The 18,740-nt window shown below is 68.8% G+C and carries 22 protein-coding genes; 11 read left to right on the forward strand and 11 right to left on the reverse strand.

Annotated elements, in window-relative coordinates; genetic code table 11:
* Nucleotides 1–28 precede the first annotated feature (28 nt).
* Both DMC64_RS31980 and DMC64_RS31985 read right to left on the reverse strand, forming a co-directional pair.
* On the reverse strand, nucleotides 29–817 hold the full coding sequence (locus tag DMC64_RS31980; RefSeq protein WP_125736514.1) for a transglutaminase family protein: 789 nt from the start codon (nucleotides 815–817) through the stop codon (nucleotides 29–31).
* A gap of 36 nt (nucleotides 818–853) precedes the next feature.
* Nucleotides 854–2,080 (reverse strand): cytochrome P450, encoded by a 1,227-nt coding sequence (locus tag DMC64_RS31985; RefSeq protein WP_037343634.1) that lies wholly within the window; start codon nucleotides 2,078–2,080, stop codon nucleotides 854–856.
* 243 nt (nucleotides 2,081–2,323) lie between these two features.
* Here DMC64_RS31985 and DMC64_RS31990 point away from each other — a divergent pair, with 243 nt between their 5' ends.
* A complete protein-coding gene (locus DMC64_RS31990) occupies nucleotides 2,324–3,487 on the forward strand; it encodes a steroid 3-ketoacyl-CoA thiolase (RefSeq protein WP_125736515.1) in 1,164 nt (387 codons plus the stop codon).
* Here the strand turns inward: DMC64_RS31990 and DMC64_RS31995 are convergent.
* Nucleotides 3,484–3,975 carry a pyridoxamine 5'-phosphate oxidase family protein gene (locus DMC64_RS31995; RefSeq protein WP_037343631.1) on the reverse strand — a complete coding sequence of 164 codons (492 nt, stop codon included), beginning with the start codon at nucleotides 3,973–3,975 and terminating at the stop codon, nucleotides 3,484–3,486. The two genes, DMC64_RS31990 and DMC64_RS31995, sit on opposite strands and share 4 nt — an antisense overlap.
* Before the next feature lie 41 nt (nucleotides 3,976–4,016).
* Complete coding sequence (locus tag DMC64_RS32000) at nucleotides 4,017–4,862, reverse strand: hypothetical protein (protein WP_125736516.1); 846 nt, start codon at nucleotides 4,860–4,862, stop codon at nucleotides 4,017–4,019.
* A gap of 63 nt (nucleotides 4,863–4,925) precedes the next feature.
* Here DMC64_RS32000 and DMC64_RS32005 point away from each other — a divergent pair, with 63 nt between their 5' ends.
* The gene (locus tag DMC64_RS32005) at nucleotides 4,926–5,801 is read left to right on the forward strand and encodes an N-acetyltransferase (RefSeq protein ID WP_125736517.1); all 876 of its coding nucleotides are present in this window, start codon (nucleotides 4,926–4,928) and stop codon (nucleotides 5,799–5,801) included.
* A gap of 421 nt (nucleotides 5,802–6,222) precedes the next feature.
* Here the strand turns inward: DMC64_RS32005 and DMC64_RS32010 are convergent, their stop codons facing one another.
* On the reverse strand, nucleotides 6,223–7,128 hold the full coding sequence (locus DMC64_RS32010; RefSeq protein WP_125736518.1) for an SDR family oxidoreductase: 906 nt from the start codon (nucleotides 7,126–7,128) through the stop codon (nucleotides 6,223–6,225).
* Nucleotides 7,125–7,922 carry an SDR family oxidoreductase gene (locus DMC64_RS32015; protein ID WP_037343626.1) on the reverse strand — a complete coding sequence of 266 codons (798 nt, stop codon included), beginning with the start codon at nucleotides 7,920–7,922 and terminating at the stop codon, nucleotides 7,125–7,127. Before DMC64_RS32015 ends, DMC64_RS32010 begins: the two co-directional genes overlap by 4 nt.
* A gap of 92 nt (nucleotides 7,923–8,014) precedes the next feature.
* On the opposite strand from DMC64_RS32015, the gene DMC64_RS32020 reads away from it, so the two are divergent.
* From DMC64_RS32020 to DMC64_RS32040, 5 genes are read left to right on the forward strand one after another with little or no spacing between them, the layout of a single operon-like run.
* On the forward strand, nucleotides 8,015–8,764 hold the full coding sequence (locus DMC64_RS32020; RefSeq protein ID WP_125736519.1) for an enoyl-CoA hydratase family protein: 750 nt from the start codon (nucleotides 8,015–8,017) through the stop codon (nucleotides 8,762–8,764).
* Nucleotides 8,764–9,624: a CoA transferase subunit A gene (locus DMC64_RS32025; protein WP_125736520.1), complete on the forward strand. Its 861-nt coding sequence runs from the start codon at nucleotides 8,764–8,766 to the stop codon at nucleotides 9,622–9,624. Before DMC64_RS32020 ends, DMC64_RS32025 begins: the two co-directional genes overlap by 1 nt.
* Entirely contained in the window at nucleotides 9,621–10,346 is a 726-nt protein-coding gene (locus DMC64_RS32030) for a CoA-transferase subunit beta (protein ID WP_125736521.1), read from the forward strand. Before DMC64_RS32025 ends, DMC64_RS32030 begins: the two co-directional genes overlap by 4 nt.
* Nucleotides 10,343–11,389: a nitronate monooxygenase family protein gene (locus tag DMC64_RS32035; RefSeq protein WP_125736522.1), complete on the forward strand. Its 1,047-nt coding sequence runs from the start codon at nucleotides 10,343–10,345 to the stop codon at nucleotides 11,387–11,389. Before DMC64_RS32030 ends, DMC64_RS32035 begins: the two co-directional genes overlap by 4 nt.
* A 31-nt stretch (nucleotides 11,390–11,420) precedes the next feature.
* Complete coding sequence (locus tag DMC64_RS32040; RefSeq protein WP_037343618.1) at nucleotides 11,421–12,212, forward strand: alpha/beta fold hydrolase; 792 nt, start codon at nucleotides 11,421–11,423, stop codon at nucleotides 12,210–12,212.
* 1 nt (nucleotide 12,213) lies between these two features.
* Here the strand turns inward: DMC64_RS32040 and DMC64_RS32045 are convergent, their stop codons facing one another.
* Complete coding sequence (locus DMC64_RS32045) at nucleotides 12,214–12,690, reverse strand: DUF2000 domain-containing protein (RefSeq protein WP_125736523.1); 477 nt, start codon at nucleotides 12,688–12,690, stop codon at nucleotides 12,214–12,216.
* Nucleotides 12,691–12,793: 103 nt separating this feature from the next.
* On the opposite strand from DMC64_RS32045, the gene DMC64_RS32050 reads away from it, so the two are divergent.
* Entirely contained in the window at nucleotides 12,794–13,261 is a 468-nt protein-coding gene (locus tag DMC64_RS32050; protein ID WP_037343615.1) for an Lrp/AsnC family transcriptional regulator, read from the forward strand.
* Here the strand turns inward: DMC64_RS32050 and DMC64_RS32055 are convergent.
* The 4 genes from DMC64_RS32055 to DMC64_RS32070 all read right to left on the reverse strand — a co-directional run bounded on the left by DMC64_RS32055 (nucleotide 13,258) and on the right by DMC64_RS32070 (nucleotide 16,599).
* On the reverse strand, nucleotides 13,258–13,815 hold the full coding sequence (locus DMC64_RS32055; protein ID WP_016332884.1) for a sugar O-acetyltransferase: 558 nt from the start codon (nucleotides 13,813–13,815) through the stop codon (nucleotides 13,258–13,260). The two genes, DMC64_RS32050 and DMC64_RS32055, sit on opposite strands and share 4 nt — an antisense overlap.
* Nucleotides 13,816–14,024: 209 nt before the next feature.
* Entirely contained in the window at nucleotides 14,025–15,092 is a 1,068-nt protein-coding gene (locus DMC64_RS32060; protein ID WP_125736524.1) for a DUF1996 domain-containing protein, read from the reverse strand.
* Between the two features lie 203 nt (nucleotides 15,093–15,295).
* Nucleotides 15,296–16,051 carry an anti-sigma factor gene (locus DMC64_RS32065; RefSeq protein ID WP_125736525.1) on the reverse strand — a complete coding sequence of 252 codons (756 nt, stop codon included), beginning with the start codon at nucleotides 16,049–16,051 and terminating at the stop codon, nucleotides 15,296–15,298.
* On the reverse strand, nucleotides 16,048–16,599 hold the full coding sequence (locus DMC64_RS32070) for a sigma-70 family RNA polymerase sigma factor (protein ID WP_034317190.1): 552 nt from the start codon (nucleotides 16,597–16,599) through the stop codon (nucleotides 16,048–16,050). The genes DMC64_RS32065 and DMC64_RS32070 overlap by 4 nt, the downstream gene beginning before the upstream one ends.
* Before the next feature lie 224 nt (nucleotides 16,600–16,823).
* Here DMC64_RS32070 and DMC64_RS32075 point away from each other — a divergent pair, with 224 nt between their 5' ends.
* Genes DMC64_RS32075 through DMC64_RS32085 form a run of 3 tightly spaced genes read left to right on the forward strand, consistent with a single transcriptional unit; the run spans nucleotide 16,824 to nucleotide 18,733 of the window.
* Complete coding sequence (locus tag DMC64_RS32075) at nucleotides 16,824–17,384, forward strand: hypothetical protein (RefSeq protein ID WP_125736526.1); 561 nt, start codon at nucleotides 16,824–16,826, stop codon at nucleotides 17,382–17,384.
* Nucleotides 17,368–18,135 carry a DUF4142 domain-containing protein gene (locus DMC64_RS32080; RefSeq protein WP_125736527.1) on the forward strand — a complete coding sequence of 256 codons (768 nt, stop codon included), beginning with the start codon at nucleotides 17,368–17,370 and terminating at the stop codon, nucleotides 18,133–18,135. Before DMC64_RS32075 ends, DMC64_RS32080 begins: the two co-directional genes overlap by 17 nt.
* Nucleotides 18,128–18,733 (forward strand): ferric reductase-like transmembrane domain-containing protein, encoded by a 606-nt coding sequence (locus DMC64_RS32085; protein ID WP_125736528.1) that lies wholly within the window; start codon nucleotides 18,128–18,130, stop codon nucleotides 18,731–18,733. Before DMC64_RS32080 ends, DMC64_RS32085 begins: the two co-directional genes overlap by 8 nt.
* Nucleotides 18,734–18,740: the final 7 nt, after the last annotated feature.

Raw genomic sequence — 18,740 nt, forward strand, 5'->3', positions numbered from 1 at the left:
GAGGTCACGGGTCGGGGGCAACACGCGATCAAGCGAGCGCGATCAGCCCCGAGCCGTCGTCTTCCGGCAGCGACGGGCCCGCGGTCGCCAGCACGGTGTTGCCGAGAAAGTCCAGCTCACAGCCGAGGGTGGAGAGGAACGCGGTGTCGGCGGCGTCCCGGCCGGTGGCGATCCGGCAGAGGCTCTGCCTCGGCGCGAGGCCGGTGGCGTCGAACACGTACCAGCGGCCGTCGATCGCGGCTTCGAACACGGCGTGGAAGTCCATTGGGGACAGTCCGGGCGCGTAGACGGCGGCGAACCGGGCGGGGATGTCGAGCACGCGGCACAGCGAGATGCAGACGTGCGCGTAGTCGCGGCAGACCCCTTCCCCGGCGAGGTAGGTGTCGACGGCGTCATCGGTCGGCGAACCGGAACCGACCACATAGGACAGGTGCTCGCCCACGTGCCGGACGATCGCCTCCACCTGGGCGCGCGCGTCGGGCAGGCCGCCGAAGCGGGACAGCGCGAGCCCGCCCATCCGGTCCGACGGGCAGTACCGGCTGGGCCTGGTGTAGCGGATGACGTCGTCCAGGCCGACGGGCTCGGCGTCGGCCGGGTCGAGCGTGCGTTCGGCCCGGTACCGCACGACGTGGTCACCGGGCGGCAGATCGACGACCTGGGCCCTGGTCCCGTGTTCGAACGCCACCTGGCGCGGCGGCGCGGGATAGGCGAACTCCTCTTGCCCGGCCCCACCGGCGAGCGCGATCACGAACGCGGCGGGGCCGGGTTTCGTGACCCGGAAGGACATTTCGACATCGACCTGTACGTGGGGACCCATGGCCCCATGGTGCCCCACGAGCGCGGTCGCGGCCGGTCAGGCGTAGCGGACCTGGTAGTGCTTGATCCCGTTGAGCCAGCTCGACCGGAGGCGGTCGGGCGGGGCGAGCTCGGCGATGTCCGGCATGACGTCGGCGATGGCGTTGAAGATCAAGTCGATCTCCAGCCGCGCGAGGTTGGCGCCGATGCAGTAGTGCGAACCCGTGCCGCCGAAACCGACGTGCGGGTTGTCCTCGCGCAGGATGTCGAATTTCTCGGGCTGGTCGAAGTGGTCCGGGTCGAAGTTCGCGGAGCTGTAGAACATCCCGACCCGGTCGCCCTTGCGGATGTGCTGCCCGCCGAGTTCGGTGTCCCGGGTCGCGGTGCGCTGGAAGGCGACTACCGGGGTGGCCCAGCGGACGATCTCGTCCGGCGCGGTCTTCGGGCGCTCCTTCTTGTACAGCTCCCACTGATCGGGGTGATCGAGGAACGCCTTCATCCCGTGGGTGATCGCGTTGCGCGTGGTCTCGTTGCCGGCGACGGCGAGGAGGATGACGAAGAAGCCGAACTCGTCCGACGCCAGCGATTCGCCGTCGACGTCGGCCTGCACCAGCTTCGTGACGATGTCGTCCATGGGGCATTTGCGGCGTTCTTCGGCCATGTTCCAGGCGTAGCCGACGATCTCCGCCGACGCGGCGAGCGGTTCGACCTCGTACTCGGGGTCGTCGTAGGAGACCATCTGGTTCGACCAGTCGAAGATCTTCAGGCGGTCTTCCTGCGGGATGCCGATCAGTTCGGCGATGGCCTGCAAGGGAAGTTCGCACGCGACGTCGACGACGAAATCGCCGGAGCCCTTCTTCTTGGCCTCGCTGACGATCCGCTCCGCGCGATCGCGCAGGGTGTCCTCGAGCTTCGCGATCGACCTCGGCGTGAAGCCCTTCGACACGATCCGGCGCAGCTTCGTGTGCTGCGGGGCGTCCATGTTGAGCAGGACCAGACGGTTGGCTTCGAGGCTGTCGTCGGTCATGTTCTCGTCGAACCGGATGATCGCGGTCTTCTCCCGCGAGGAGAACAGCTCGCTGTCCCTCGACACCGCCTTGACGTCATCGAGCCGGCTGACCACCCAGTAGCCGTCATCGCGGAAGCCCGCGGTGTTGTGCGGCTGAGGGTTCCACCAGACCGGTGCCGTGCGGCGGAGTTCGGCGAACTCCTCCAGAGGCAGTCTGGTGGCGTACAGATCCGGATCGGTGAAATCGAAACCGGCGGGGATCAGGGGAGCGGCCACGGGCTACCTCCTACGCGGTTCGCCAATGAAACACGTTCTAGACCCGATTGAAGCATACGGCGTTTACCAAGTGAAGAGTTTCAGTGAAACCCGTTTACTCGGCTCGCGCGGATCTTGCGTTCCCTGCAAAAAGCGGGAACGGCGATCAGTGATCAAAATCCGGCCGACTCTGGGGCGGCTTGCCCAAATCGAGAACGTGTTCTACTTTTCTCGGTAGTGAACAGTGTTTCCCAGGAGGCGAACGTGGGTAGTCCGGTGATCGTCGAGGCGGTCCGCACCCCTATCGGCAAGCGCAGGGGGCACCTGGCGGGGCTGCACGCCGCCGAGATCCTCGGCGCCGCGCAGCGCGCCCTGCTCGACCGCGCGGGACTGGATCCCGCGCTGGTCGAGCAGGCGATCGGCGGGGCCGTGACCCAGGCGGGCGAGCAGGCGGGCAACGTCACGCGCACCGCGTGGCTGCACGCCGGGCTCCCGGAGACCACGGGCGCGACCACCATCGACGCCCAGTGCGGCTCGGCGCAGCAGGCGACACATCTGATCGCCGGGCTCATCGCGGTGGGCGCGATCGACGCCGGCGTCTCGTGCGGCGTCGAGGCGATGAGCCGGGTCCCGCTGGGCGCGAACCGCGGCGAGGGCATCGGCACGCCGAGGCCCCAGTCGTGGTCGATCGACATGCCGAACCAGTACGGCGCGGCCGAGCGGATCGCGGAACGCCGCGGGATCACCCGCCTCGACGTCGACCGGTTCGGGACCGAGTCGCAGGCCAAGGCCGCCGCCGCGTGGGCCGCGGGCCACTTCGACCGCGAGGTCGTCGCGGTGAAGGCACCCGTGCTCGGCGAGGACGGCACGCCGACCGGCGAGACCCGGCTGGTGGCGCGCGACCAAGGACTTCGCGACACGACCGTCGAAGGCCTCGCCAAGCTCAAGCCCGTCCTCGAAGGCGGCGTGCACACGGCCGGGACGTCGTCGCAGATCTCCGACGGCGCGGCCGCGCTCCTTCTGATGGACTCGGACCGGGCCAAGGCACTGGGCCTCAAGCCGCGGGCGCGGATCGTCTCGCAGGCGTTGGTCGGCGCGGAGCCGTACTACCACCTCGACGGCCCCGTGCAGGCGACCGAACGCGTCCTCGCCAAGGCGGGGATGACGATCGGCGACCTCGACCTCTTCGAAGTCAACGAGGCGTTCGCTTCGGTCGTGTTGTCGTGGCAACGGGTGCACCGGCCCGACGAGGCCAAGGTCAACGTGAACGGTGGCGCGATCGCGCTCGGGCATCCCGTCGGCAGCACCGGCGCCCGCCTGCTGACCACGGCGTTGCACGAACTGGAACGCCGCGACGCGAGCACCGCGCTGGTGACGATGTGCGCCGGCGGCGCGCTTTCCACCGGCACGATCATCGAACGGATCTAGCCCTGGTCCCGGGCGACCTCGACCACCGGACCGTTGTCCGGCCTCGCGAGCCTTTTGAGCCCCTGACCCTCCTTCCAGAAGTCGAAATAGATGGTGTTGCCCTCGACCCAGGTCAGCACCGCCTCGGTGAGGTCGAGCCGGAAGACGTGCGCCTCCCCGTCGTCGCCCTGCAGGCGGGCGACCTCCGCCGGATCGGTGATCTCGACGGCCTTTCCCGACACCTTCGCGTCCGCGCCGCCCTCGTCGATCGCCGAGGCGGCGTGGATCGCGAACCTGCCGTCGTGCTGGAGATCCTTCGCTTTCATCGCGCCGATCATCGAACCGATCAGCAGGTCCTGCTCACGGAAATCGACCTCACTGCCACTGACCCGGGGCGAACCGTCCCGCCGGACCGTCGCCAGCACATGCGACTTCGCCGCGGTGAACCGTTCCTTGATCTTCTCCGCCAGCGCGGGTGCCTCTTCACTGAACTGCTGCCACGTCGCCATGCGCACCAGCGTCCCACCGGGGTCCGACAGTTTTCGAGCGGTCAGGGCCGCGGCGCCCCCATCGGGTTCGGCAGGGGGATCGCGCCGGTGTCGAAGATCCGGCGGCTCAACGGGACGGCGATCCGCACGACCTCGGCCGCCCCGTCCTCCCCCAAGGCGTCGAGCGGGCCGGCGGCAAGGCGATCGGTCTCGTCCTCGATCCGTTGGCGCAGCTCGATTCCCGCGCCGGTGAGCCGGAGATCGCCGTCGAGGATTCCTCGTTCCGACAGCCGCGCGACGCTCGCGTCCCACTCGTCGTCGGACCAGCCGCGGTTGATCTGGATGACCTCGCGGGTCACCGCCCCGCTGCCGATGTGGGTCAGTGTCGTGTCGAGTCCGCGCAGCCCGGCGGTGACGGCGGAAAGCACGTGGCCGTCCCCGCGATGCTCGCGCAGCACCGTCGCCGCGAGCCAGACCCGGCCCGCCGTCGTCGCGGGCCTGGCGACCGAAGACCAGGCGGCGGCGAGCGGCCTGGCCGCGTAATCGCAGCCGGCGACGGCCTGTTCGAGCAGATCGGCGAGTTCCCCGAGAGGCGCGTCGGCGGGAAGGATCCGGTTCAAGGCCTCCTCGACGGCCTCCATCCGGCTCTGGAGGACGACCGCCGGTTCGGCGTATTTCCACGCGTCGGGCAGGGATCGCGCGACCATCCTCGGCGCGAACCCGAAGAGCATCGCGGTCGCGGGAGGTTCCGGCAGCGGCCCGAGCGGCGCGACCCGGCCGGCGAAGTAGCCCATCCACCAGCCCGGCAGTCCCGCCGCCTTCGCCGCGGCCGCGGTCTCCGGGGCGAAGTAGACGACGGCGTGCAGCGGCTCGACCGCTTCCCAGAGACGGCGCTGAAGTGACTTCACTCCCCCATCTTGCCTGGCCGAAAACCGGATGCGGCCGCTCTCGGCATGGTGTGTGATCACGAGATGGTGATCAGCTTGGAGAAGCCGGGACCCGACGGACTGACCGAGGCCGTCGAAGCGCTGCGGGAGTGGCAATCCGAAGGCGTGGCTTGGCAATTGCATCCCGGTGACCTCGGCTGGTACTGGCGTAAAGGCACGGCCGCGACGGCCGAGGCGGTCCGGATCTGGCGCCGGGACGGCCGGATCCTCGCCGTCGGATTCCTGGACGGGGCCGACCTCCTGCGGCTCACGACCGCGCCGGACGTCCGCCGGGACGAGGAACTGGCACGGCGGGTGGCCGAGGACGTGGCCGCGCCCGAGCGTGGTGTCCTGCCCGCCGGGCAGGTTTCCGTCGAGGCGCCGATGGACGCGTTGCTCCAGGACGTGCTGCCCGGACACGGCTGGCACACCGACGAGGAAGAGCCATGGACGCCGTTGAGCCTCGACCTCACCGAGCCGGTGAAGGCCCCGGACCTGCGGATCGAGACGGTCGGACCCGACCTGGCTGCCGCGTGGGCCGACGTGATCGGGGCGGCGTTCGGCGGATCGACGTTCACCGCCGAAACGTGGCGGACGATGGCGGCCGCGGCGCCGTACGCCGATGCCCGGTGCCTGCTCGGCTTCGACGACCGAGGTGACGCCGTCGCGGCGGTGGCCGTGTGGTCGGCCGGTCCCGGCAAGCCCGGCTTGCTCGAACCGATGGGCGTGCACCGGGACCAGCGCGGTCACGGATACGGCCGGGCGATCACCGTCGCCGCGGCGGCCGCGCTCCAGGAGCTCGGCTCGTCGAGCGCGGCCGTGAACACGCCCAGTTCCAATGTCGGCGCCGTGACGACCTACAAATCGGGCGGGTTCCGGCCGTGGCCCGAGACGCGGGACCTGACGCGGGACGCGTCGTGAGTGGCTTTCGGGTTAGAGCCAACCGTGTCCTATGTACCTATTGGACTTTGGCTGTGGCTGATCGCGGGTCGGGTCCGTGAAGGCCTCCTTGCCTACTCTGAAGGTAGGCAAGGAGGCCTTCGCTACTCCTCAGGGGTTCGTCACCTGCAACTCACCCGTACCAGCGACCACAACAGTCACAACGTTGACGCGTGAAGGCCCCCATCCCTCGGCTCAGCCGAGGAAACCCGACCTTCACATCTTCCCCAGTACATGAAGGCCCCCTTCCTTTCGCCAGGCGCAAGGAAGGGGGCCTTCATGTACTCGAGAGCGCCACGTGGCTCGCGTGATTGGAAGCCGCACTCGGGGTGTTCCGCCGCCGATCACGCGAGTTCCGCCTTCGATCACGTGAGTGCGGTGCTCATGAAACGGCACCGAAGACCTACGCCCCGTAAACGGGTTCAGGTACCGGCGCCTCCGCCAGCAGTTCCGCCACCACAGGACCAAGCTCACCCGGCGACCACCGGGAACCCTTGTCCCGCACCGCGCCGTGCCGCCAGCCCTGCGCGATCGAGACGCGTCCGCCGTCGACCTCGAACACCCGGCCGGTCACCCCGGACGACTCCTCGCTGCCGAGCCACACCACCAGCGGCGACACGTTTTTCGGTGCCATGGCGTCGAAACCGTCTTCTGGCGCGGCCATGTCGTCGGCGAACGCGACTTCGGTCATCCGGGTGCGGGCGGCCGGGGCGATCGCGTTCACGGTGACGCCGTAGCGCGCGAATTCGGTCGCCGCGACCAGTGTGAGGCCCAGGATGCCGGACTTCGCGGCCGCGTAGTTCCCCTGTCCGACACTGCCGAGCAGGCCGGCCCCGGAGCTGGTGTTGATCACCCGCGCCGCCCGCGGCCGGCCCGCTTTCGCCTCGGCCCGCCAATATTCGGCGGCGTGCCGCGTCGGCGCGAAATGGCCCTTCAGGTGGACGCGGATGACCGCGTCCCATTCGTCCTCGCCGAGGTTGACCAGCATCCGGTCGCGCAGGAAACCCGCGTTGTTGACCAGGACGTCCAGCCCGCCGAAGGTTTCGACAGCCGTCCGCACCAGAGCCGCGGCGCCGTCCCAGGAGGCGACGTCGTCGGTGTTCGCCACCGCTTTGCCGCCGAGCGCCTCGATCTCGTCGACGACGTCCTGCGCGGGCCCGGCCGATCCGCCGCTGCCGTCGATCCCGGCGCCGAGATCGTTCACCACCACCCGCGCGCCCTCGGCGGCGAACGCGAGCGCGTGCGCCCGTCCGATACCGCGACCGGCTCCGGTCACCACCACGATCCGGCCGTCGGCGATCCCGCTCACACCGGCTCCTTTCGTTCTTTCACCAGGGAATTAGACGCGGCGAGGAAGGCAGGCACCTCTCCCCCGCCGTGGACGGTCAGGCAGGCTCCGCTGACATAGGAGGCCAGCGGGGACGCCAGGAACACCGCACAGGAACCGATCTCGTCCGGATCCGCCAACCGTCCTAACGGGACGGTGGCGCCCACGGCCTCGATCCCCGCCTCGTCGCCGTAGTGCAGATGCGAGTGCTCCGTCCGCACCATGCCGACGTCGAGCCCGTTGACCCGCACCTTCGGCGCCCACTCGACGGCGAGCGACGCGGTCAGGTTGTCCAAGCCCGCTTTCGCCGCGCCGTAGGACGCCGTCCCCGGCGACGGTCTCGTCGCGCTGACGCTGCTGATGTTCACGATGACACCGCCGCTTTCCTGTTCCTGCATGACGGCGTTCGCCGCACGCGCGACGGCCAGCGGCGCCAGGAGGTTCAGCGCGACGATCTTCTCGTGGAACCGCGGCGAGGCGTGCGCCGCCTCGGCGTACGGCGCGCCGCCCGCGTTGTTGACCACCACGTCGATCCTGCCGTGGCGCCGGACGATCTCCTCGACGAGCGCGTCGACCTCACCCGCGTCCCGGACGTCGCAGGAGATGAAGGTCGACGCCTTCTCCCCGGCGCACACCGGCCGCTCGGGTTCGGTGCGGGCGCACGTGACGACTTCGGCGCCGGCGCGCAGGAAAGTCCTGGTGACACCGGCGCCGACGCCGCGGACCCCACCGGTCACCAGCACCACGGCGCCATCGAGCCGGAGTTCGAGTGCCATGCCGGGCCTCCTTCACGGTCGCTGTACCCGGGCCGGACGTCCTGCTAACGTACCAAGCAAGTGCTAGGTTTGGTAGCGGCGAAGGGTGCACGATGGCCATTTCCACCCACTCACCGGAGCCCGGCATCGCCGTGGTCACGGTCGACGCGCCCCCGGTGAACGCGCTGAGCGTGAAGGGATGGTTCGCCCTCGCCTCCGCCGTCACCGACGCCGGGCGCGACCCCGCGACCCATGTGGTGGTGCTGCGCGCGGAGGGCCGCGGGTTCAACGCCGGGGTCGACATCAAGGAGATCCAGCGCGATCCGGGCTACGGCGCGCTGATCGGCGCGAACGAGGGCTGCGCGGCGGCGTTCTCCGCGGTGTACGACTGCGCGGTCCCGGTGATCGCCGCGGTACAGGGTTTCTGCCTCGGCGGCGGGGTCGGCCTGGTCGGCAACGCGGACGTCGTGGTCGCCAGTGACGACGCCACTTTCGGGCTGCCCGAGGTCGATCGCGGCGCGCTGGGCGCGGCGACCCATCTCGCGCGCCTGGTCCCCCAGCATCTGATGCGGGCCTTGTACTACACGGCTTCCACGATCACCGCGGCCCAGTTGCACCACCACGGTTCGGTGTACGCCGTCGTCCCACGTGAGGAACTCGACGAAACCGCGCTCGGCGTCGCCCGGCAGATCGCGGCGAAGGACACCCGCGTGATCCGCGCCGCGAAACAGGCCATCAACGGCATCGATGTCCAGCCGGTGCACCGCAGCTACCGCTTCGAGCAGGGATTCACCTTCGAACTCAACCTGGCGGGCGTCTCGGACGGCGCGCGCCAGGAATTCTTGGACGGTAAGGGGAAGTGATGGCCGACAAGCGGATGACGCCGGACGAGATCGTCGCCGAACTCGAGGACGGCATGACGATCGGGATCGGCGGCTGGGGCTCGCGCCGCAAGCCGATGGCGCTGGTGCGCGCGATCCTGCGCTCGCCGGTCAAGGATCTCACCGTGGTCTCCTACGGCGGCCCCGATGTCGGACTGCTGGCGTCGGCGGGCAAGATCAAACATCTCGTCTTCGGCTTCGTCACCCTCGACACGATCCCCTACGACCCGTGGTTCTCGCGGGCGCGGGAATCCGGGTCGATCACCGTCACCGAATACGACGAAGGCGTGTTCGGCACCGGTCTTTCCGCTGCCGCGCAACGACTTCCGTTCCTGCCGACGCGGGCGGGCCTCGGCTCCGGCGTCATGGACCTGAACCCGTCGCTGCGCACCGTCCGCTCGCCGTACGACGACGCCGAGGAGTTGCTGGCCGTGCCCGCGCTCAAACTCGACGCGGCGTTCGTCCACCTCAACCGCGCCGACGCCCGGGGCAACGCGCAGTACCTCGGACCGGATCCGTACTTCGACGAACTGTTCGCCCTCGCCGCCGACAAGTGTTACGTGTCCACGGAAAAGATCGTCGAGACGGCCGAACTCACCGAAGCGGGCCCGGTGCAGAGCCTGCTGCTGAGCCGGATGCTCGTCACCGGGGTGGCCGAAACGCCGAACGGCGCGCATTTCACCACCGCCGTCCCGGACTACGGCCGCGACGAACGTTTCCAGCGCCACTACGCCGCATCGGCCAAGGACCTCGACGCGTGGCCGGAATTCGTCGACAGGTTCCTGTCCGGGGACGAAGCGCACTATCAGAAGGCCGTCGCCGAGTTCGGGGAGTCCGCGTGAGTGACATCAGCCGTGCCGAAGTGGCCGTCGTGGCCTGCGCCGAATTGTTCCGCGGAGACGGCGAAATCGTGGTGAGCCCCATGGGGTTCATCCCGTCGCTGGGCGCGCGGCTGGCCAGGCTGACGTTCGAGCCGGACATCCTGCTGTCCGACGGCGAGGCGTACCTGATGACGCCGGACGCCGTCGTCGAAGGCTGGCAGCCGTTCCGCAAGGTCCTCGACACCGTGGTCCCACGCGGAAAGCGGCACGTGGTGATGGGCGCCAACCAGATCGACGGTGAGGGCAACCAGAACATCTCGGCGATCGGCGCGCATTCCCAGCCCAAGAAACAACTTCTCGGCGTACGCGGCGGACCGGGCAACACGGCCAACCACCGCACGAGCTACTGGGTCCCCAGGCACGGCAAGCGGGTTTTCGTCGATCAGGTCGACGTCGTGTCCGGTGTCGGCTACGCCAGGGCACGTGCAGCGGGCTTGCGGCATCACGACGTCCATCGGGTCGTCACCAACCTCGGAGTCCTGGACTTCGGCGGCGAAGACCACACGCCGCGGCTGCTTTCCGTACACCCAGGGGTTTCCGTGGACGAGGTCCTCGAGGCGACGTCGTTCCCGCTGAGCACCGACGGTGTCACCGAGACCCGGCTGCCGACCGAGACCGAACTGCTCCTGATCCGGACCAGTCTGGATCCGAAGTCCCTGCGGGACAAGGAAGTTCCGTCATGAAAACGGCGCTGACCGAGCTGGCGGGCATCAAGCATCCGATCGTGCAGACCGGGATGGGCTGGGTCGCCGGGCCGCGCCTGGTGTCCGCGACGGCGGAAGCGGGCGGCCTCGGCATCCTCGCGTCCGCGACGATGACCTACGACGAACTGGCGGCGGCGATCAAGGAGGTCAAGAGCCGCACGTCGGAGCCGTTCGGGGTCAACCTCCGCGCGGACGCCGACGACGCCGCGCGCCGGGTCGAGCTGCTCATCACCGAGGAAGTCCGCGTCGCGTCCTTCGCGCTCGCACCGAAGAAGGACATGATCGCGCGGCTCAAGGACAACGGCGTCCTCGTCGTCCCCTCGGTCGGCGCGGCCAGGCACGCGGAGAAGGTCGCGGGCTGGGGTGCCGACGCCGTCATCGTGCAGGGCGGCGAGGGCGGCGGGCACACCGGCGGGGTCGCGACGACCCTCCTGCTGCCCTCGGTGCTGGACGCGGTCGACATCCCGGTGGTCGCGGCGGGCGGTTTCTTCGACGGACGGGGGCTGGCCGCCGCGCTCGCCTACGGGGCGGCCGGGGTCGCCATGGGCACCCGGTTCCTCCTGACGAGGGAAAGCACCGTCCCCGACGAGATCAAGCAGGCGTACCTCGCCCGTGACCTCAACGGCACCGTCGTCACCCGCAAGGTGGACGGTATGCCGCATCGCGTGCTCCGGACGGAACTGGTCGACGCGCTCGAATCCGCCGGTCCGGTGCGCGGGCTCGCCCGTGCCGCCCGCAACGCGGCGAAGTTCCGGAAACTGACCGGGCTGTCGTGGCGTTCGCTGGCCACCGAAGGGCTGCGGATGAAACGCGGCGGCGACCGGACGTGGTCGCAGATCCTGATGGCCGCCAACACGCCGATGTTGCTGCGCGCCGGCCTGGTCGAGGGCGACCGGAGCGCCGGGGTGCTGGCGTCCGGGCAGGTCGTCGGCCTGCTCGGCGACCTGCCCGCGGTCGGCGACCTCATCGAGACGATCGTCGCCGACGCGACCGGCATCCTGCGGCGGCTGGCCTCGGAGTGAGCGGCCGGACGCGCTGTGCTTGACTTCGGCCATGATCTCGGAGAGTCGTTGTCCGGTCGAGGACGGTGAGCTGTACGTCCGCAGCACCGGCGAAGGGCCGCTTCTGCTCCTGATCGCGGGCGGGCTCGGCTCGGCGGACACCTTCCGGGCGATGACGAAACTGCTCGCGGACGACTACACCGTCGTCACCTACGACCGGCGCGGCCATTTCCGCAGCACGGACACCAGCACCGGCCCGGTCAGCGTGCCGAAGCAGGCCGACGACGCCCACGCGGTGCTCCAGCACGTCGGGGGTGGCCCCGCGAGCGTGTTCGGGACCAGCGCGGGCGCCATGATCGGCCTCGACCTCGTCGCCCGCTATCCCGACGCCGCGACGATGCTGATCGCGCACGAACCGCCCGCCATCCAGCTGCTGCCCGACGCGCTCGGCTGGCTCGACGAGGCCAACGCGCAGGTCCGGCTCGCCCAGGCGGGCGACCTGATGGGGGCGTTCAAGCGGTTCACCGACGGGATCGCCGGTGCCGCACTGCCCGAACTGCGCGCGATCCGGCTGCCGAACGAAGAGGATTGGAAGCGGCTGTTCGGCCGCGAACTGGCCGAGATCCTCGACTACCTTCCCGATCTGCGGGCCCTGCGCAGGAGCAGGACCGAGATCGTCCCCGTCGCGGGCGTCGGCAGCCGCGGGCATTACCACTACCAGCCCGCGAAGGTTCTCGCGCTGGAGCTGGGGTTGCCGTTCACGGAGGTACCCGGCGCGCATCTGGCGCCGCAGCGGAACCCCGCCCAGTTCACCGAGGCGCTGCGGGGTTTGCTCGAAGGCTGAGTCACGGCATCAGCGGCAGCTTCCCGACCAGTTTGTCGATCCGGTTGCGCGGGCCGACGATGCCGATCGCGCAGTAGTCCATCTCCTCGGTCGGGATCTCCTTCATCGTCGCGAGGAAGTCGGTGTAGACCCGGATTTGCTGGGCGACGGCGGGCATGTCGGCGACGTGACAGCCCGGCGAGGCCGCGGCCTTGGCGCGGATGGCTCGCAGCTTCCCGGCGTCGGCCGACAGGATCGAGCAGCCGATCCAGGGCAACCCCGTGTAGTGCTCGCCGCCGGCGTCGACCGCTTCGTCGCCGAGGAGTCCGGTGACGCCCCGCGCGGTGGCGACGGCGGTGCAGACCGCCGCGTTGACCGCGCGGCCGGGCGGCAGCCCGCTGTCGACCACGATCACCCACTTCAGCCGGGCCGACCGGGTGGACGCGGTGAAGTCGATCTCCTCGGGGGCGAATCCGATGGCCGTATCGTACTCGGACATTCAGCTGGTCTCCTGCTCACTTCAACGGATGAACAAGGCCAAGCTAAGAGTACGTACGAGTACAGTCCACCGTGTTCGTACTTAATACGGCGAGAGGGCCGCGATGGCGCAGTTGGACGAACTTGATAAGGCGATCCTGGCGCAACTGCAGTCGGACGCACGGAAGACCAACCGTGAGGTCGCCGCCGCGGTGGGCGTTTCGCCGACGACGGCGCTGGACCGCACGCGCGGGCTGCGGGAACGCGGCGTGATCCGCGGCGCGCTGCTGGACGTGGACCTGCCCTCGATCGGCCGCGGGGTGCAGGCGCTCATCGCGGTGCGGGTGCGCCCGCCCTCGCGGCGGAACATCGAAGGCTTCCGGAACTGGGTCAACGCGCTACCCGACCTCGTCGGGCTCTACGTCACCACCGGGACCGAGGACTTCATCCTGCATGTCGCGGTGCCCGACAACGACGCCCTCTACGCCTTCGTGATCGACAAGCTGACCGAACGTCCCGAGGTGGCCGACGTGCGCACCTCGATGGTGTTCGAGCACAGCAGGCGCACCAAGATCACGCCGGTCGACCGCTAGAGCTCCCGGATGACGCGGGCCGGGTTCCCCGCGGCGAACACCTTCGACGGCAGGTCACGCGTGACGACACTGCCCGCGCCCACCACCACGTCGTCCCCGATGGTGACCCCGGCACAGACGATGACCCCGCCGCCGAACCAGACGTTGTTCCCGATGGTGATCGGTGCGGCCGATTCCCAGCGTTGCCGCCGCAGTTCGTGGTCCTCCATGGGGTGCAGCGCGGTCAGCAGCTGGCAGCGCGGCCCGATCGAGCAGTCCGAGCCGATCTTGATCGGCGCGCAGTCGAGCAGGATGGCGTCGTAGTTGAGGAAACTGTTGGCGCCGATCTCGATCAGGTAGCCGTAGTCGCACTGGAACCGCGGCATGATCCAGGAACCCTCGCCGAGCTTTCCCAGCAGCTCACGCAGAATCGTGTCCCGCTCACCGGTCTCCTCGGCGCCGGTGCCGTTGAACCGGTCGACGAGTGCCTGCGCGCGCCTGCGATCCGCGACCAGTTCGGGGTCGTTGTCCCGGTACAGCTCGCCGCGCAGCATGCGGTCCTTCTGTTCACCCATGCGGCCAACCTACCGAAAAAAGCCCTGCCGGCGAGCTTCCCTCGGGAAGCCGCCGGCAGAGCCGGGTGAATGCTTGCGGAGCGTTCTTCAGTTGTGTCGATCGGTTTCCGGGTAGGGCCGGCCCGGCGGGTGGGTGAGGTGTAGGGGGGACCCGCCGGGCCGGAGTTTCTTCCTTTCTCTTCGCAGGTTCCTGCTTCCGCTTCAGGGCGTCATTCGCGGCACTCGCGGCCTTCGTTGACGCAGTCGACGAGGCGATCCATGACCCGGCCCGGCATCACGTTCGCGAAATCGTCGTGGTCGGAGAACGGGTTGTGATCCTCCTCGGGGAACGAGTCCACTTTGTACTGTCCGTCGACCTGGATCTGCCGCGGGATCTCGTAGGTCAACGAGATGGTGAGCTCCGGGACGGCGGTCAGGCCGTCGGCGCATTCGCCGTTCTCGTCCGGGTACTTGATGTGGTCCCGATGGTTCTCGCTGTCGATGTTGTTCCCGTCCAGACAGCTCGGGAAGGTGTGCACCCGTTTGACGTCGCTGCCCTCGGGACAGATCGGGTACTGCTTGACGAGCCGGTTCTCGAAGCCGGTGCACGTCCAGCTCTCCCGCGCGTTGGCGGGGCCGTTCGTGGTGACTTTCGCGTCGCCGTAAAGGATCCGGAGGAACTTCGGCATCTCCTTCACCTTCTCGCGGGCGTTGCCCTTGAAGGTGATGTCGACGACCGCGGGACGCTGGATCTCGCCGTCGTTGCCGGCGAGTTCGTTGTCCGCGTTCGGTTCTTCGAGCCGAACCTGCTCCTGCTCGTCGTTCCGGTTCCGTTGTTTTCCGGCTTCTTCCCCGGTGTCGATCCGCACCACCGGCCAGAAATACGCCGATTCGTCGCCGTTCGCGCAGGTGGTTCCGGCGCCCAGCAGACTGTCGTTGTCCGAATCCGCGTTCGTGGACAGGTTTCCGACGTAATCGTGCAGATGCTGGGCGCCGTTGCGGATCCCCGGCTGCGCGATGAAGTTGTCGGGATTGAAATGCCCGTTCTCGTTCCTGCCGCAGTCGACGGTGAACGAACCCGTGGACGCGTTCCGGCCCGGCCGCGGCTCGTCGACGTTCGGCCGCACCTTCGTGATGTCCACGAACTGCGACTTGTCCACCTCGTCCGCGGAGGCGCGCTCGGGGTCGCCGGCCGTGGTGGACACCACCAGCCCGCCGACCGCGATCGACAGGCCCAGCAACGCGGTCGCGATCTTGGTCCTGCGGGCGATACGATGGCGCCCTTGATTTCGTGCCATTGGCTGCTCACCTCATTCGTTTCCGGGCACGCCGATCACCCGCGCCCGGGCATGAGCCACGCATTCGTCGAATACGGGAATCAGCCGTATTCGCGGCGAACCCTTCTGTTCGCCCGCCGATTCAGATCCGGCTATCTGGAGATACGGCTCCCGCGCGGATCCGGTTCAAAACGCGATCCGGCCGTTATCTTTCCGTTATAAGACTAACGGCGCACGACGGCCAGCACCGTGCCGTCCCGCTTGTGCACCTCGAACCGTTCGATGTCGGCCTTCTGCAACGCCGTCGAACCGGTGATGACGAGAGGATCCGGGGAACCCGGCACGCCGTACCCCTTGGACGGCACGCTCCAGTTGTTGACGACGTAGGCCTCTCCGCCGTGGGAGTAGGCGAAAAGCTGGCACGTCATCGGCCCGATGAGGCCGCGCAGTTCGAGCTCGACCGCGCTGCCCCACTCCTTCTCCTGCACCGTGACCTCCGCCGCGACGGCGTTACCCGCCTCGGACCAGCCGAACGGGGCGGCGCCGCCGTCCGGGCCCGCCTCGCGTTCCCGTGACGACAACGGGGACGGCACCACCGAGGTCACGACGGAAGGCGCGGCCTGCGTGACGACCGGCTCACGATCGGTGAGCGAAAGAACCGTGAGCGGTCCGCCGACGACGAGCACGAGTACGGCGGCCGCCGTCGCCAGCCGGATGACCTTGCGCCGGCGGCCCGCCTTCGCGGCGTCCGCGAGCAGCATCCGCAGCACCCGGGGCCCCGGACCCTTCACGGGCGGATCCGGCCAGCTCTTCTTGACCATGTCCAGGATGTCGGGCAGGTGGTACATCTCCACCAGCTCGACCTGACATTCGGGGCATTCCAGCAGATGCGCCTCGAACCTGGCGTGATCCTCCTCGCCGAGGACGCCCAGCACGTAGGCGGCGATATCCGTGTGGACGGCTCCGGACACCTCGCTCACCCCCGCTCCTGCAGTGCCCTGCGCAGCGCGCGCACAGCGTGGTGGATCCGCGATTTCACCGTACCCGGCGGAACCCCGAGCGTCGCCGCGACCTCGTTCACGGTGCGGTCACGCAGGTAGGTCTGCTGGACGGCTTCACGTTGTTCCGGGGAAAGATTGCGCAGGGCCTCGTAAACGATCATGGCCGCGAGCGTCTTCTCCGATTCGTCCGGCACTCCGATCGAATCCGACTCCAGTTCCTCCACCTCTTGAGGGCGGGCGCTCCGGCTCCGCCAGCCGTCGATGACGATGCGCCTGGCCACGGTGAACAGCCACGCGCGCAGCATTTCCGGCTGCCGGTCGAGTTTGCCGGCGTTGCGCCACGCCTTGATGAGCGTCTCCTGGACCACGTCCTCGGCCCACTGGCGATCGTGGCCGGTCAGCTTCAGCACGAACGCCATCAGGCTCGAGCCGAACTCCTGGTACAACGCCCTGATGAGGTCGTCATGCCCGTTCGACGCGGGTTCATGATCGACAATTGGCTGCAGTATCCGAGAGTGGCGTCCCACGCGGCACATCTTTGTGGGATCAGAGGCGATAAGTCCAGAGCGAAAGTTTTTTGAACCGTTTCCAGCCCGTGACCGTATCCCCTACCGAAGACCCCGACCCGGCGCTGTCCCCCGCATCGCCGAATCCACTGTGGATCATGACTGTCCACAGTGGAATTGAACCTGCCTGCACACCATCTCCCCGCGGTGATGGCGTTCTCCTCTGCCCCGACAGGAGGATTTCCGTGAACCCCGTGTCACGCTCGGTCATACCTCTGCCCCTCGTCCTGGCCGCGGTCGCGCTGACCGCCGCCTGCACCACCGGTACCGCGGGACCGAACGGCTCTCCCGGCGCGGCCTCGACCGCGGGCAGCGCGCAGATCCCGGGAATGCCCGACCCCGCGGCCGAACCCGCCCCCGGTGTCACGGCGGCGATCCTGTTCGACCTCGGGCCGATCGTCACCGACACCAACGGCTACACGCTCTACCGCTACGACAAGGACACGGTGAATCCGCCCAAATCGAATTGCGCCGAAACCTGCGCGCGGACCTGGATTCCCGCCAAGGCGGGCCCCGATCTCGTGGTGACCGGGATCGATCGCGCCCTGGTCGGCACCGTGACCAGGGACGACGGCACCGAGCAGGTCACGCTCGCGGGCTGGCCGCTCTACCGCAACGCCAAGGACGCGATGCCCGGCAACACCGGCGGGCAGGGCGTCGACGACGCGTGGTTCCCCGCCAAGCCGGACGGGACGAAAGTGCTGCTCACCGCCGAGACCTGGCAGGCCGATGACCTCGGCATCTGATCTCCCCAGACCCGTCCGCCCGCTGCTCGTCCTGCTGATCGCGGCCGCGGTGAGCCTTTTCGGCCCAGTCGGCGACGCGCACGCCCAAGAACTCTCCGCGGCGGACAAGAACCTGATCGTCAACGTCAAACTGGCCGGGCTGTGGGAAATGCCCGCCGGGATGTGGGCGCAGGAACGCGGGAAGAGCAAGCGCACCCGCGAAGTCGGCCGGACGTTGATGATCGACCACGGCAGGCTCGACACCGCGACGCACGCCATCGCCGACCGGTTCGGCATCGCCCTGCCGGCCGAGCCGTCGGATCAGCAGTCCGCCTGGCTCGGCGAGATGAAGGCCGCCCGCGACGACACCGAGTTCGACCGGATCTTCGCCAACCGGCTCCGGTACGCGCACGGCGTGCTGTTCCCCATCATCGCGCAGGTCAGGGCCGGTACCCGCAACGACGTCGTCCGCGACTACGCCACCACGGCCAACCAGGCGGTGCTGCGGCATATGACGCTGCTGGAGAGCACCGGTGTCGTCGACCAGTCGCTGATGCCGGAAGCGCCGGTGCCGCAGTCGAATTCGGCCAACGCCGCGATGGACGTCGGTTTCGGCGACTTCGCGCTCGGCCTCCTGCTCGCGGTGGTGCTCGGCGGCGGGCTGTTCCTCGCCTTGCGGGCCCTGCGCGGCAAGAACACCCGGACCCGCAACCGCGCGGCCGTCCCCGAACCGGATCCGGTTCCCAGTGCCCCAGGAGAGATCAATGTATGACCAGTGGTCCGAGGTGGTGATCGTGCTGACCCAGAAATCGGACACCGACCCCGGTATCAAGGGCATGGCGCAGACCTCCGCCCGGATCTCGTACGGCTTCATGTGCCTCACCCTGTGCTGGGGCGTGTTCACCGCGACCGGCTGGATCAAGTCGCTGACCGGGCGGAAGGCACTGCGCAACTCGCATATGGTGCTCGGCATCCTGACGCTGTCGTTCGGTGTCGTGCACGCGATGTCGTTCCTGTTCCTGCCCGACGGTTTCACCCTCGCGCAGATCTCGATCCCGCTCCTGCCCGGCAGCTTGGCGCGGCACGAACTCGGCGTCGTGGGGCTCGAGGTCATGATCGCCGTCGCGCTGACCGGCGGGATCAGCCGGTTCAGTTCCTATCGGCGCTTCCTGTGGATCCACCGCCTCGCCTATCCGGCGGTCGGGATCACCGCGCTGCATTCGTTCTTCGGCGCCATGGCCAACGGACATCTCGGCCTGCTGTGGTTCGGCGGGATCACCCTGCTGGTCCCCGTGGTGCTGCTGACCGCGCTGCGGTTCACGCCGACCCGGTACCTGGAACGCCTGGGCCTGGTCGAAGAGCTGGTCTGAAGACTTG

The sequence above is a fragment of the Amycolatopsis sp. WAC 04197 genome (genome assembly GCF_003947475.1).
Lineage (GTDB): Bacteria > Actinomycetota > Actinomycetes > Mycobacteriales > Pseudonocardiaceae > Amycolatopsis > Amycolatopsis japonica.